Source organism: Treponema denticola ATCC 35405 (genome assembly GCF_000008185.1).
Classification (GTDB): Bacteria; Spirochaetota; Spirochaetia; order Treponematales; family Treponemataceae; genus Treponema_B; species Treponema_B denticola.
The window spans coordinates 2,024,527-2,039,082 of record NC_002967.9; the positions used below are offsets into that span (position 1 = coordinate 2,024,527).

At 37.0% G+C, this 14,556-nt stretch carries 12 protein-coding genes; 6 read left to right on the plus strand and 6 right to left on the minus strand.

Annotated elements, in window-relative coordinates:
- The first annotated feature begins 34 nt into the window (after positions 1–34).
- From TDE_RS09505 to TDE_RS09530, 6 genes are all read left to right on the plus strand, one after another.
- Positions 35–2,404 (plus strand): efflux RND transporter permease subunit, encoded by a 2,370-nt coding sequence (locus tag TDE_RS09505; protein ID WP_002679762.1) that lies wholly within the window; start codon positions 35–37, stop codon positions 2,402–2,404.
- Positions 2,405–2,432: 28 nt separating this feature from the next.
- Positions 2,433–4,175 carry an ABC transporter ATP-binding protein gene (locus tag TDE_RS09510; protein WP_002679765.1) on the plus strand — a complete coding sequence of 581 codons (1,743 nt, stop codon included), beginning with the start codon at positions 2,433–2,435 and terminating at the stop codon, positions 4,173–4,175.
- A gap of 16 nt (positions 4,176–4,191) precedes the next feature.
- Positions 4,192–5,949 (plus strand): ABC transporter ATP-binding protein, encoded by a 1,758-nt coding sequence (locus tag TDE_RS09515; RefSeq protein ID WP_002679767.1) that lies wholly within the window; start codon positions 4,192–4,194, stop codon positions 5,947–5,949.
- Between the two features lie 46 nt (positions 5,950–5,995).
- Positions 5,996–6,781, plus strand: coding sequence for an outer membrane lipoprotein-sorting protein (locus TDE_RS09520; RefSeq protein WP_002679769.1), 786 nt, complete (start codon positions 5,996–5,998; stop codon positions 6,779–6,781).
- Between the two features lie 150 nt (positions 6,782–6,931).
- The gene (locus tag TDE_RS09525) at positions 6,932–7,447 is read left to right on the plus strand and encodes a hypothetical protein (protein ID WP_002679772.1); all 516 of its coding nucleotides are present in this window, start codon (positions 6,932–6,934) and stop codon (positions 7,445–7,447) included.
- Positions 7,448–7,543: 96 nt separating this feature from the next.
- Positions 7,544–9,016, plus strand: a complete 1,473-nt coding sequence (locus TDE_RS09530; protein ID WP_002679773.1) for a hypothetical protein — start codon at positions 7,544–7,546, stop codon at positions 9,014–9,016.
- 347 nt (positions 9,017–9,363) lie between these two features.
- Here TDE_RS09530 and TDE_RS09535 read toward each other — a convergent pair whose 3' ends face one another.
- The 6 genes from TDE_RS09535 to TDE_RS09560 form a co-directional block, all read right to left on the minus strand.
- Positions 9,364–9,915 carry a hypothetical protein gene (locus tag TDE_RS09535; protein WP_002675442.1) on the minus strand — a complete coding sequence of 184 codons (552 nt, stop codon included), beginning with the start codon at positions 9,913–9,915 and terminating at the stop codon, positions 9,364–9,366.
- Between the two features lie 7 nt (positions 9,916–9,922).
- Entirely contained in the window at positions 9,923–10,171 is a 249-nt protein-coding gene (locus TDE_RS09540; protein ID WP_245522413.1) for a hypothetical protein, read from the minus strand.
- Between the two features lie 102 nt (positions 10,172–10,273).
- Complete coding sequence (locus TDE_RS09545) at positions 10,274–10,756, minus strand: hypothetical protein (protein ID WP_002679777.1); 483 nt, start codon at positions 10,754–10,756, stop codon at positions 10,274–10,276.
- A gap of 242 nt (positions 10,757–10,998) precedes the next feature.
- Positions 10,999–11,985, minus strand: coding sequence for an ankyrin repeat domain-containing protein (locus TDE_RS09550; protein WP_002679779.1), 987 nt, complete (start codon positions 11,983–11,985; stop codon positions 10,999–11,001).
- The gene (locus TDE_RS09555; RefSeq protein WP_002679781.1) at positions 11,975–13,096 is read right to left on the minus strand and encodes a lipoprotein; all 1,122 of its coding nucleotides are present in this window, start codon (positions 13,094–13,096) and stop codon (positions 11,975–11,977) included. Before TDE_RS09555 ends, TDE_RS09550 begins: the two co-directional genes overlap by 11 nt.
- A 291-nt stretch (positions 13,097–13,387) precedes the next feature.
- On the minus strand, positions 13,388–14,458 hold the full coding sequence (locus TDE_RS09560; protein WP_002679783.1) for a hypothetical protein: 1,071 nt from the start codon (positions 14,456–14,458) through the stop codon (positions 13,388–13,390).
- Positions 14,459–14,556: the final 98 nt, after the last annotated feature.

Here is a 14,556-nt window from a genome sequence, read left to right on the forward strand (position 1 = left end):
TTACTAATTGTTAGTATTACAAGGGGTTTGTACCATGAAACTTGAAAGTTTGCATATATTTTTTAAAAAGATCGGCGAGTTTCAATTAAAATACCGCTGGTTGTTAGTTATCTTATTAGCAGCTCTAACCGTATTTGCCGCAATGGGCTTAAAAAAGTTTAGAGCCACGTCAATGACCGAAGAAGCCTTCGTAAACCTAACCGCTCAGATGAAAGAACATGAAGACAGGTTTAAAGAGCTTTTCGGAAGCAATGACACCATAGTTTTGCTTATAGAATCCGATGATGTTTTTAAGCCTGAGGTTTTAAAAATGATTAAAGAAATCGGAAACGAACTTTTGGAAAAAATTCCGTACGCCGATTCGATTACTTCTATCACCGATATCGATATAAGTATCGGAACGGAAGAAGGAATCGAAATAAAAAATCCCTTTAAAGACGGTATCCCTGAAGATCCTGCCGAACTTAAAAAAGCAAAGGATTTTATTTTATCCCGAAAATCCATTGTAAATAAACTTGTTTCAAGCGATGCAAAAGAAACCTGGCTTGTTCTTTCGCTTAAAGCAACCCCGAGTAGAGAAGAATGGATGAAAACTTCGGATAAGGAGCTTATGTACATCATGGGAGAAACAGCAATCGATATTGTAACAAATCCCAAATACAAAAGCTCTGCCTACACAATAAAACCTGCCGGTCTTCCCTACACTGAAACGGAAGAAAAAATTGTTATGAACGCAGACATAAAAAAATGCGTAAGTCTTAGTTTTATGTGTATGATAATTCTTCTCGTTATTTTTGCACGCTCGCTAAGAGGTACGATAGTACCTATCATAGCCACCACAGGCGCAATAGTTTCAGTTTTGGGCTTTATGGGGCATTTAAATATTGAAGGAAGTTCCGAAATGCTTTCCGTTCCAATAATTCTTGCAATGGCTCTTTCGGTAGGCTACTCAATTCACCTTGTAAATTCTTTTAGAAACAGTTTTTACGCAATAGGAAAACGTAAAGAAGCCGTTATCGATTCAATAGAAAATACGGGCTGGCCTTTATTTTTTACGGTTGTTACGACAGTTGCTTCCGTTTTATCGTTTTTAACGGTTGACCTCGAGCCGATGCATTGGATGGGGCTTGCAAGCGCCGCTATGGTTTTTGCGGTTTATCTCTATGTGAGCATCTTAATTCCTATTTTGATGAGTTTCGGAAAGGACTGTCCTCCTGAACAAAATAAGAGTGCAATAAGATATAAAAAGCTGGATTCTTTTTTTGAAAAGTTCGGAAGGTCCGTATTAAAAAAACGAAAACCGATTTTAATTGTTTTTGCACTTGTAACAGCCCTTTGTCTTCCCGGTATTTTTATGATAACCGTAAACATGGACAGCTTTAACTTTATGGGAACAAGAATTCCTTATGTAAAACGCATTTATGAAATTACACATTCTCAATTGGGAGCCTATTTTAACTACAATGTTATGCTGACATTTAAAGAAGAAGATGCCGTAAAAAAACCGGAAAACTTAAAAAAACTGGAAGAGTTAAGCCGCCTCATATCGGGCTTTAAATTGACAAAGCTGAATAACGGAGTGCCGAAAATATTTTCAATTTTAGATGTTGTAAAAGATATGAATCAAACCATGCATGCCGATGATCCGGCCTTTTATTCAATACCTGAAGATGAAGACCTCTTAGCACAGCTTTTGTTTTTATACGAAATATCGGGTGGAGAAACTTCCCGTTGGGTTGATGACGAATTCAGGACTCTCCGAATGACCGTCGATGTTGCCGCCTTTGACGGAAATGAACTTGCCGCCAATTTGGAAAGCGTGTATAAAAAATGTGCGGAACTTTTCCCCGATGCGGAAACCTTTTTAACAGGAGCTGCAGCCCATGCCGCAGAGATGAATAACAAAATAGTATATGGGGAAATAAATTCTTTTTTTACATCTCTTGCAGCAATCGGTGTTTTAATGATGATTGTATTCGGAAGTATTAAAATGGGGCTCATAGGTCTTATACCTAACATTATGCCGATTATTACAACAGGAGCTATTATGGGCTACTTCCATGTTCCTCTAGATATGGTAACAATGGCGCTTATGCCCATGGTTCTCGGTATAGCAGTAGATGATACAATCCATTTTACCAACCATACAAAGTACCTATTTGAAAAGGAAGGCTCTTATGATAAAGCGATTGTCGGTTCTTTTTATTCTATCGGAAAAACCTTGGCAATGACTACGATAATTTTGTCGGTTACTTTTTTAATGTACATGGCGAGCAAAATAGATGCATTCCTGCGATTGGGAATCTTGGCGGCAGTCGGTCTTTTTTCCGCTCTTATTGCCGACTATCTGATGACACCGGTATTGATTTATATAACCAAACCTTTCGGAAAAGAGAAAAAATAATTATGAACTACTTACACATGGAGTTATTATGGATATCTTAAAAAAACATATCGGCGCAATCATCGTTCCGGTGGTTTTCGCAATTATCGGTGTTGCCTGCGGCATTGTTCCATACTTTGCTGTTGCATCTATTGTGACACAGCTGATAAACGGTGTCACGGATTACCGCGTTTTCTTGCCTTATGCCGGACTTATCCTTGCCGGATTTGCAGGGGCGCTTATCGGGCATTCTATATCGACAATCGGTTCCCACAATCTTGCGTTCAGTGTCATCGAAGATACGCGGAAAAAGGTTGTGGAAAAACTAAGCCGCCTTTCGATGGGCACAATAGAAGAAAAAAGCAGCGGCAAGTGGTCTCAATTTGTGGTAGAAACACTTGATAAGATGGAAAAACCTATTGCACATGTAATCCCTGAAGTATTGGCGAATGTGCTCATTCCGGTTGTCATTGTCGTTATCATTTTTATATTAAATTGGAAGATCGGTCTTGCAAACCTTGTAACACTGCCGCTCGGTATACTTTTTTCGATGCTGATGATGAAAGATTACGAAGCAAAGTCCAAGCGGTACATTGAAGCGTCAAAAAAAATGAATGCTGCCGCCGTCGAATATATTCAGGGCATCAAAGTTATCAAGGCTTTTAATAAGTCTGCTTCATCCTATGATAAATTTCAAAAAGCAGTGGAGGACAATCGGGACTCTATGCTCGACTGGTATTTAAGCGTATGTTTTGCCATGATAGCTGCGATGGAGGTTCTGCCGTCTACGCTCCTTATCGTATTACCGGTAGGGCTTTACCTCTTTATGACCGGAGGGATTACAATTCCTACGCTGATTATGTGCATTTTGCTTTCGTATGCGTCGTACAAACCGCTTTTAAAAGCGATGGCCTATACGGATGCGATGGCAAATGTGCGTGTCGTATTCGGTGAAATAAAATCGGTACTGGATTTACCGGAACTGGTACGGAACGATACGGCTCCCGATCCGCAAGGCTTTGATGTGCGCTTTGAAAATGTGGTATTCGGCTACGGCGGAACACTGTGCGAAACGGACGGTGCAGCTGCCAAGAACGGTACAAATGTGTTCGATGGATTGAACTTTACGGCAAAGGAAGGCGAGCTCACCGCGATTGTCGGATCTTCCGGCAGCGGCAAGTCTACCATCGCAAAACTGCTGGCAGGCTTTTGGAATATCGACAGCGGACACATCAGCATCGGAGGCGCTGACATCGGCAGCATGAGTTTGGAACGGAACATGCAGCTGGTTACATATGTGTCGCAGGAGAATTTTTTATTCAACAAGAGCATTCGGGAGAACCTAAAGATGGCAAAAGAGAATGCAACGGATGAGGAAATCGAAACAGCCTGTACAAAAGCAAGCATCCATGATTTTATCAAAAGCCTGCCTAACGGGTATGACACCAATGCGGGAAACGCAGGCAGTAAGTTTTCAGGCGGTGAACGGCAGCGGCTTACCATTGCCCGTGCGCTTCTCAAGGATAGTCCCATTGTCGTACTCGACGAGGCAACCGCCTATTCCGATCCTGAAAACGAAGCCGTTATTCAACAGTCCATCGACAACCTCGTCAAAGATAAAACCGTTATTATGATTGCACACAGGCTTTCCACTATTGTCAACGCCGATAAAATCATCGTGCTGGATAAGGGCCGGATTGCTGCAGAGGGAACGCACACCGAACTGTTACAAGATTCGCCGCTCTACCAAAAAATGTGGCAGTCCCATATCAGCGGCAGGGATAACGGATAATTGGAGGAATGCTAAGATGTTTGATTTATTGAAAAAGATATACACGATTGCGGGAAAGCAATCAAAGCGCATAACAACGATGTTTATCTGCGATATGCTTAAAAGCATATTCGAAGGATTCACTCTAGGCGGACTCGGATATTTTTTGCTGACTCTGAGCCGTGCAGTGTTTCAGGCGCTGCCGGTTACAAAAAACAACAGCATTACGGTGTTCTGTATTATGCTTATCGGCATAATAGGAAAGATTATCTTTGGGTATATTTCCGACCGGAACAAAAATATCGCATCGTATACTATGGGAGCTGAAAATCGGCTCGTCATCGGAGATAAACTGAAAAACGTACACATGGGATATTTTTCCGAAAGCAGACTCGGCGATATTTCCGGCGCATTAACAACGGTTATCACAGATGTTGAAACAATCGACATGATGATTCTCGAAATGATGTTTGCAGGAAGCATTCAAACGGTTATCATGGCACTGTTCGTATTCCCCTTTGACATGGTAACAGGCTGCATCATTTTTGTTACCCTTGCAGTAGCGATTCTACTCACCAATATATTCCAAAAAAAGACGGATGCGGTAACGGCAAAACTGACTGAGCTTAAGCTGCAGCTGCGTACCGATATTTTGGAGTATGTGCAAGGAATCGGCGTGGTAAAGGCGTTCGGCAGAACAAGCGAAGCGCTCAAAAATGTGACGGAAAGTATTAAGAAAAGCAAGAAAGGTTTCTTTGCCGTAGAAAAGACTCTGACTCCTTCATTGCTGGTTTTTTCTTTGCTGCTAAAATTAGGAACAACCGCAATTATCGTAAACGCCTTATACCGCTATTCGATTGGGACTATAGATATTGAAAAAACGCTGATGCTGATTGTCGCGAGCTTTGTGGTATTCGGCGGTTTTGAAATAGCCGGTACAATGCAGAGAATGCGCGGTGTTGCGGTGCAGAACTTGGATACGCTTTTTAAGGTTAAAAATATTCAAGCCTTACCGGAAGGCTCACAGCTGCCCCAAGGTGATGACGATATTACCGTCAAGAATATCACCTTCGGATACGGTGGAAAAAATAGCACTGAGGAAAAGCTCTTCCGCAACTTGGATGTGTATATTCCGAAAAACAGCGTAACCGCATTGGTCGGCTATTCAGGTTCGGGGAAGACAAGCCTTTGCCAGCTGATTGCCCGTTTTTGGGATGTCGATGAAGGTGAAATAAGGCTCGGCGATACCAATATAAAAGATTTTGCATACGATACATTTTTATCGAACTTTACATTTGTATTTCAGGATGTCTATCTCTTTGAAGACACGATAAAGAACAACATCAAATTCGGAAAACCGGATGCAAGCGATGAAGAAATTATCGCTGCGGCAAAAGCAGCGCAATGCCACGATTTTATCATGGAGCTGCCGGGCGGTTACGATACCGTGCTGCAGGAAGGCGGAAGCAATCTTTCAGGCGGAGAGCGCCAGCGTATTTCCATTGCGAGGGCAATGCTCAAGCCGAGCTCCATTGTTATCCTCGATGAAGCAACTTCAAGTGTAGACCCCGAAAACGAAGAAAAATTAATGAGAGCCCTCGATGAACTTTTAAAAAACAAAACCGCAATCATCATTGCGCATAGACTTTCAACTATAAAAAACGCCGATCAAATATTTGTCATGGATAAGGGAAATATCGTACAGCACGGCAAACACTCCGAGCTGATGCAGCAGGACGGTATTTATGCGCACTTTGTCGGTATGCGCGAAAAAGCTGCATCGTGGCAGGTGTAGAAAAAAATATACAGAGGCAATAATTATAAATTATTTGGAGGCTGATATGAAAAGGATAAAACATTTGATTGTGCTGACCATATTTGCGGCAGCAGCAGTGAGCTTTGCGTTTGCACAGGAATTGACGGGAAGAGAAATAATGCAAAAAGCAAGTAACAGGGAAAAGGCCGTAACCGATTCTTTTAAGATGAGGATGACACTTATAAACTCAAGCGGAAAAAAAAGAGTTCGGGAAGTTACAGCCTATTCAAAAGATTATGGGAAAGAAGAAAAAACAGTCATGGTGTTTTTACTTCCTGCAGATGTAAAAGGAGTCGGCTATCTTTCGTTCTCGTATGACGATGAATCAAAAAGCGATGACCGCTGGCTTTATATGCCTGCATTAAAAAAAGCTAAGCGCATAAGCGGTTCATCAAGCCAAGACTACTTTATGGGAACGGATTTTACCTATGATGATATGAGCGGCCGCAAGGTGGACGATTATAAACATAGTCTTTTAGGCGAAGAAAAAATCGATTCAAAAGATTGCTGGAAAATTGAATCAATTCCGGTAAAAAAATCCATGTACTCGAAATATGTTTCATGGATAGACAAGGAATCCCTTTTAAACATAAAGGCAGAATTTTATGATGAGCAAGGTTCTATTTTAAAGGTACTTACCGTCAGCGGTATCGAAAAAAAAGAAGGTTTTTGGACAGGCAATAAAATGGAAATGAATAACCTGCAAAAAAAACATAAAACCTTAATTGAAATTTTAAAACATGAATTTAACAAAGAGATACCCGATTCTTATTTTAGAGTCAATTCGCTTGAGGAGGGAAAGATTAGGTAGAACTTTTGCAAATATGCGGGCATCTGCGTTGTCGCTTAACAAAAAACAGTCCTCGACGTACAATAAGTACGCCTGCGGGTGTTTTTTGTACGCTCCTAGCATCTACCTCGCCTATTTGCAAAAGGCTTCTTTTAAAAAGGATGTGTTAATATGGATATAATCAGGGCAATATTGGACGGCATAGCGATGGCGGCCATATTTAACGGTTCGGCGGCGGCTCTTGTAATAGCAAACCCAAGATATTTGATGGATTCATATCCTAAGGGAATTCAAAAAGCGGCACCTGAACCGATGAGCAAGAAAGAAAAACGAGCAAACAGAATCTTTACGGTTATAGTAGTGGGAGCGTGCTGGCTTTATGGAGTAAGCAGTACATTATATGGCGGGATTCATACATTTAAGGCACTGTTCTGTACCGCATATATTCATTGGATTATTGTTAATTTCGGAGATTTTTTCTTGTTGGATTGTCTTTTATTCCAAAAGTGGACTAAGCTGATTGTCATTCCGGGAACAGAAGATAACCCAATCTATCAAACAAAAAATTGGATGAAGGTTATAGGAATACCGGAGCATTTTTTGTTGTGGCCGTTTATAATAGTGCCGTTTTTTTCTCTGGTTCAAACAGGCATTGTAATGCTGATACAATTTCTGTTTTCCTTCTAAAAGTACACAGCAGAAAACGATTTCTTACGGTAAGCTGTATCGAAAAAACTTTTTTCAAAAAGTTTTTATGGGAATTTTTATGGGAGGTATAAAGATATGAAAACAATACGAAAATACAGACAAGCGTTCTTGTTAGGTACTATATTCTGTATGTTATTTTTTGCATTAACATTTCCGTGCGGTGCACAGGAAGCAGGAGGAACATTATCCGAATATCAAGCAGCCGATAATTCAGATGATGAAGAATTTACTGATGATTTGGAAGATGACAACGGAAAACCGGTATTTACGGTAAGCGGAAAACTGGAAACAGCCCACGGTCTTAGATGGAACAAAGGAGCCGAGTATAGTCTGTCCCGTTCTATTGCTCAAATAAAAGGAGAAGTCCTTGCAGGTTCGGCCTATGCCTTTCTTTCAGCCTCGGCAGAATACAATTACCGCAATCCCGCACGCACGGGCTTTAAACTTAATGAAGCCTATTTCCGCTATTCGGGCGAGATTTGGGATTTAAGTTTCGGAAGGCAGCTCATCAACTGGGGACAGGCAGACGGCTTTTCCCTTACCAATGTGCTGAGTGCAAAAGATTCTTCCGCCTTTTTAGCTCTTTCTTCCGATGATACAAAACTCGCGTCGGACAGTATCCGCTTGCGCTTTTTCCACGATATTTTTACATTTGAAGCGGTCGCCGTACCGTTTTTTACACCGAACAAACTTCCGCGATTCGGCTTTGAAAACGGTGCAAAGAACGACCTATACCATATCGATACGCCGGACACTTTTGATATGCAAACACCGTTAGGTACCATTACCGCCCCGATTGAGTATACTAAGACGGAAAGCACAAAACCGAAAATGTTTACCGACACGGAAGCTGCCGCCCGCCTTTCTTTCTTTTTACCCGGCATAGATTTTTCGGTTTCAGGTTTTTATGGCTGGGATAAAAACCCTCGTTTTACAAAAAGCGGCTACGTAAAATTGAATGCAATGAACTTACCGGAAAAGGCTTTTATTACGCTAAATCAAGAATATTACCGTATAGGAATGGCGGGCATTGATGCCGCGATTCCTACAGACGATGTAACTATAAGATTGGAAAGTGCATGGATTGGGGGGCGTTATTTTGAACCTAAAAACCAAAACCCTAGTTTTGGAATTCCGAACATAAACGGTGTACCGCTTACCTTTGATCCGGCTGTATGTAAACACCAGCTATTGGCACTCGCAGGACTCGATTGGATTAAAAATTCTTGGACACTTAGTGCACAGTATTTTGAAGACCTAATTTTGAACCATAAGAACGATATAGAGCGTCCCATACACAAGGGTTTTGTCAGCCTCAATATAAGCAAAACGTTTTTGCGGGACACGCTCAAACTTTCTGCAAGCGGAGCAGTCGATATAAATTACGGCAGTACATTCAGCACTTATGCGGTTGACTATTCCCTTACCGACAACATGCATGTAATTTTGGGCGGAGACCTTTACACCAAAGGCTATGACGGCAAAGGAGACTTTGCACAATTAAACAAGATAAGTTCTATATGGGTTAAGGGACGATTTAACTGGTAACCTCTTTTGAAAATATACACGCTGTCTGCTGCGTCGCTTCAAAAAAATTAATCCTCAACGTACATAAAGTACGCCTGCGGTTAATTTTTTCTCGCTCCTTGCATCCAACATGTCTATTTTCAAAAGTCCTGTCAGTGAGGATTTCAGATAGTGATAGCTTTTTGCTTAAGTAGCTTTGAGCGGCGGACTGCTGACACTTGTTTATCATTATAATATAAAAGTAAACAAGTATCGGCTCCGTGCTTTTCAAGGTTCCGCTATCGCTGTCCGAGGGAGATAAATATAAAACTGTTTATATTTATAATCTAGCATAATTTTTCTTTAGCACTCCAACTATTCATAATAATTTAAAATAAAGATAATAATAAATAAACACCTCCAAGAAAGTCAACATAAAGAGGCAAAGCACATAATATAAAAACAAATTTTCCTAAAATTAACTGCAAATATGGATGATTATAGTTATCCGAATGGAAATCAAAAACAGCTTCCGTTATAATATTTTGCACAATACCCACAATTAAAAATAAAATATGAATAACAAAAAAAATAAATTTTGGTTTAGGATCAAAAATAGAAATATATGTTTTTGATAAAAGAAAAGAAGTTATATAAAGCAATATTTTAAAGACCGCCAGTAAAAATTTTATAAGTTTAGGATATATATTCTCAATTTTTGTTCTTAAAAGTTTAAAACTGAACTTATAAAAAGAAACTCCCAAACCAAATAAACATAAGTAAAGAATTTTTAAAGCATGAACTAATTCCCAAAAATCAATATTCTTATATTTCATATTTTCTTTTGCGGAAGGGAAAAAATAAAAAATCAAAACATAAACTATTCCAAGGAAAACGGAGGCAATAAGACAAGCCTTCGCATTAACTTTTTCGTAATTCATAATCCTCCTATGAAAATGCTCTTATGAACGTATATAACAAAGTAATACTACCGCCTATAAAACACGGTACAACATATATTCTGCGGTATATTTTTAACATTTTTATATAGTCTTCCAATTCATATTTTTCGGTATCGAAAATTGAAAGCCCTTCATATATCGGTTTTAATACCGACAAAGGGACGAATTCAGGTATAAACAATAAAATTTTATCGATGCCTAAGGATTCCAAACAATTTAATCTTTTTGAGATCAACCGTCCTCCTTTTATCTGCAAATAAAGTCTCATTATCGCGCCCGATATGAAATATATAAATATTGAAATTCCAAGAAACGGATTAACTCGTATAAACATATATCATTCTCCTAACATTTTATCAAAAAAACTATGTAACAGTTTATCTGTAAAAATTTTACCTGCATTACCAAGTACATTAGAAAGCATTTTTTTTACATCAATATCTGCACCTGCACCAAGTCCTAGCTCTCCTTTAATATATAACGCAATATGGTTATTACTATCCTTTGCAAATCCAATACTGCCACGTGCCGCTAATAAAATAGCTAAAGAACCAGAAACAATTGGAGATTCTTCTATATCCCTCCCATCTGGATCCACATACTTAATCGAATTATATAGCTCGAAGCTGCGCTGCGAATACCCCGCATAATGATACACATGCAAGTTTACCGTATTGTATACGACTCCCATGCCCGGTAAGTTTTCGTTATCTTTCTTCGCTTTATCATCTATCGGAGCTGTGGTTAGGGGAGGAAAGACACTTTTGTCAGATAAAAGTTTCTTTACCTCGAAACATTGTTGGTTGTTACCCTTCCTCATAACCCTTCCTATCTTCAAAACTGCTGTTTAAAGGGCCGGTGCAAGCACCTTGCCCTTAAGAATTCTGAAGCTTTCTTATAGTTTTTATTATTGCACAAAATATAAAAATAAACAAGTGTCAGCACAGCGCATTCCGCTTCAATCGCTGTCCGAGAAAAGAGATAGTTGGGTTGCCTATGATTATAATTATTCTTCATCAAATATCCTCGGTGTACACATTTTCTTAATAAGTATGTTTATATTTAAAATTTTTCAAGCATTTCCTCATAATTATCAGGATAGGTATATTTTATATGATACTTCGTTCTATCAGAAATAGGCGTTGCATAATAATCGACACCCTGTCTTTTAAATTCGGCGATTATATCCTGCTTTAATTTATATTCTTTACTATCTAACGGAAACACCCAAGAATAATCACGTAAGATATTTACAGGATATATTTTTTCTTTTCGTGATATATACAAATTCTTATCTATCATAGGGTCATAACATGCTTCAGTTATATCAGCATGGCATTCTACTATAAGATAATGAGCAATGGTATATCTCTTCAAACGTAAAGCGAGGCTTGCAGCAGTAGTACCTGCATTTCGCCGTGCATCGATATCGGCGCCGTTATTAATCAGAAGCTCTACCAATAACTTACTATCTCCTGTAAATATTGCATTCATCAATACGGTTCTGTCACCATAAGATTCTTCAAAATATGGAATATTCGGATCTGCACCATATTTTAATAATAGTTTCGTATATTTAATATTTTCATTCATATCAATACTTTTGCCTTTCCACCGCTTGCCAACTGCTAAATGCAGAGGCGTGTTATTTGATGCACGCTGCATAAGATCAGGATCAGCTCCGTTTTTAAGTAATATTTCTGCTGAATTATACTTACTGTTTACAATTGCCCAATACAACAGAGGTGTACCATAAAGAGGCTCACGGTAATTTATCAATTCTTTGTTCTCAGAACAAATTTGATTTATTTTTTTTATATTTTGCGAATTAACTGCTTTTGCCAAATCCCATGCAGGAGTATTCTTAAAAATATTAATTGATATGGACGGATCAGCAGAATTAAATAAATTTCCCATCGAACCCATTATTTTTACACTTAGCCAGCCTACCGTATATAGCGTTACAGGGTTAAAAATAATAATGAGACATATAAATGAACATAATAAAATAAAAATAATTTTTGAAGTATTAGATTTCCTAATTTTCATAATATTCTATCTCTCTAATTGCAGTATATGAAGCTTCAGTATCATCATCATAAAATATTTTAGCTTCGATCCAATTATCATTTTTATCATGTTTAGTATAAACATATTTAAAATAAGCATCCGATTTTTCATCGAATTTTAATTTCCCCTCCAATAGTTTATTTCCATCATATTCTACATCATAGAATTTCCACCCCATTGAAGTAGGAAGATGCTCTATTTTACTAAGCCTCCCCATTTCATCATAATAAAATAATGCATAAGAATGAGTTTCTTTTAAATAATACTTTAAACTTTTATTAGCTCTTGCAATAAAAAAATTATTATCCATAGTATTTTTCATGTTAAGAGTTTTACTTATTCGGCCGCTTTCCAAAAGCTTTTTTCCCTTAGAATGATAAAAATAGTGATTATATTTCAAAATATTCGGATTATCTTTAATATCAATGTATTCATAAGAATACATTAATTTATCATCAATATTTTTTAATTCATTATAAAATTCTTCACTAAATAAGATAATTTCATTATCCAATCTAAAATCATATATATTTGTTTGAAGACCAAGATCATTATATTCATTCAACTTTACTATTTTACCATCATAATATGGAGAATCTTCTACTTCAATAATTTTCTTTTGATCTTCGTCAAATAAAATTGCAGATTCTAATTGCATCAAACCTATATCTGCAGAACTATATTTATGACCGATAAAATTTTCACCTTCCGAGGTTTCAGCATAACTTTTTAACTTTCGTTTTATTGCAGGCTCATCCCACCGGCGCCAAGAAATTATTTTCTTATATCTAAAATTTTCATTCAAATAACGGGCATCAGTTGGAAATAAAGATATATCACCAAAATTAATATCTGACGGATAATTTGTATTATTTACAATATTAGCTCCATATGGAAAACAACTTTTTTTACCACTTCCTGAAGTATCAAATTCAATTTTCTCTTCTTTAGGAGTTTTGTCAATATTCTTAGAACTTTCAGTTATGGTATTCTGCTGAACATCATTTACAATCATCTTGCTTTCTCTTTTTGTACATGAAACCAAAAGAACCAACATAAAAATAAAAATCATATTCCTTAAAATTTTCATTATTTAGCCTCCCTTAATAAGTTATTCGGATAAAAATGGAACAGTTTTTACCTTTTCTATAAATCAATTTTTGAAATTAAATTAAAAATTGCGTTTTCATTAAATAAAATTATATTTTTAGGTTTCTCTAACATAAAAATAGATCTTTCTAAACACAATTTATCACCAATATGAACTGAAAAACAATATTTATCAAAAGATTTATAATTATAGATTTTGAAAATATACCTATAAAATATTCTATGATAATCTTAAAGCCTCCTTAGAAATAAAATATAAGTTAATCAACTGTCATTCATAATACTCAAAATCACGGAAAATAGTAAACGAACAATTTTCATCGTTGTTATAATGAATGTCCGCCTCAAGCCAGTTTCCGAAGCTATCATATTTTTTATAAACGGTTTTTATTACAGAATTTCCATCATCATATTTACTTTCAATTAATTTGCCGTTTTTATATTTTGCATCAAAAAATTTTTCCTTTACTTTATTATTTGCAGTTTGCACTGCTTCAAGTATTTGTTCATTCTCATTATATAAAAACTTCCATACACCATTCTCATCTTTTATTTCTTCAAGCCGATTATTTATTAAAAAAACTTTTTGATTATTATAAAAAAAATAATCTTCAGTTTTTCCTTCTTTTATTGTAGAAATTAAATCTTTTTTTCCGTCAGAGTGAACATAATAAGATTTACATTCTAATACATCGTTTGTTTTATTTATGGGAGTATACTCCTTTGAACCTTCCTGCGTTATAATACAGTTTTCAGCCTTTTGATCATACTCAGCGCTGTAAGGAATTAAATCAATTTCAGGAATATACCTGCTATATGAAGCAGTACATCTATGATATGAGTCATACTTATATAGAGTTTCCATTTGCCCGCCTTCACCGTAAAGGATAGGTTCTATACTTGATACAAGGCATCCGTTTTCATCATACTTGTAGCCTGCAACAAGCAGCTTTTTTCCTGTATTATCTTTTGTATAAGACTGACCGCCCATCTCTCCTCCTTCAGCATAACTTTGAAGCAATTTATCCATTCCGTATTCGGTATATACCTTCCATATAATCAAGGTTTTATACTTTACCCCATGTTTAGTATAACTGTATGATGAAGGGAGAAAATTACTGTTACGTCCCTTAGGTATAAAAGAATTCCAATCAAGTAAAAAGCTTCTTTCATAAAATTTGTCTTTATCAAAATCGGCAACCTGCTTTGAAATTTCTTTTTCAGTATTACTTATAATTACTTCAGTTTTTTTAGAAACTGTACCTGAAAGTTTTTTTTCATCACTTTTTTTGCATGAAAAAAACAAAGCAAAAACCATTAATAAAATATATAGTTTTTTCATAATCAATCCTCACTCCGACTAATCATAAGATACGGCTATTCTATCAAAAATTAATGAGATAGTACAGCCTTTTACTTCTTTTTCTGAAAAACTTCTTC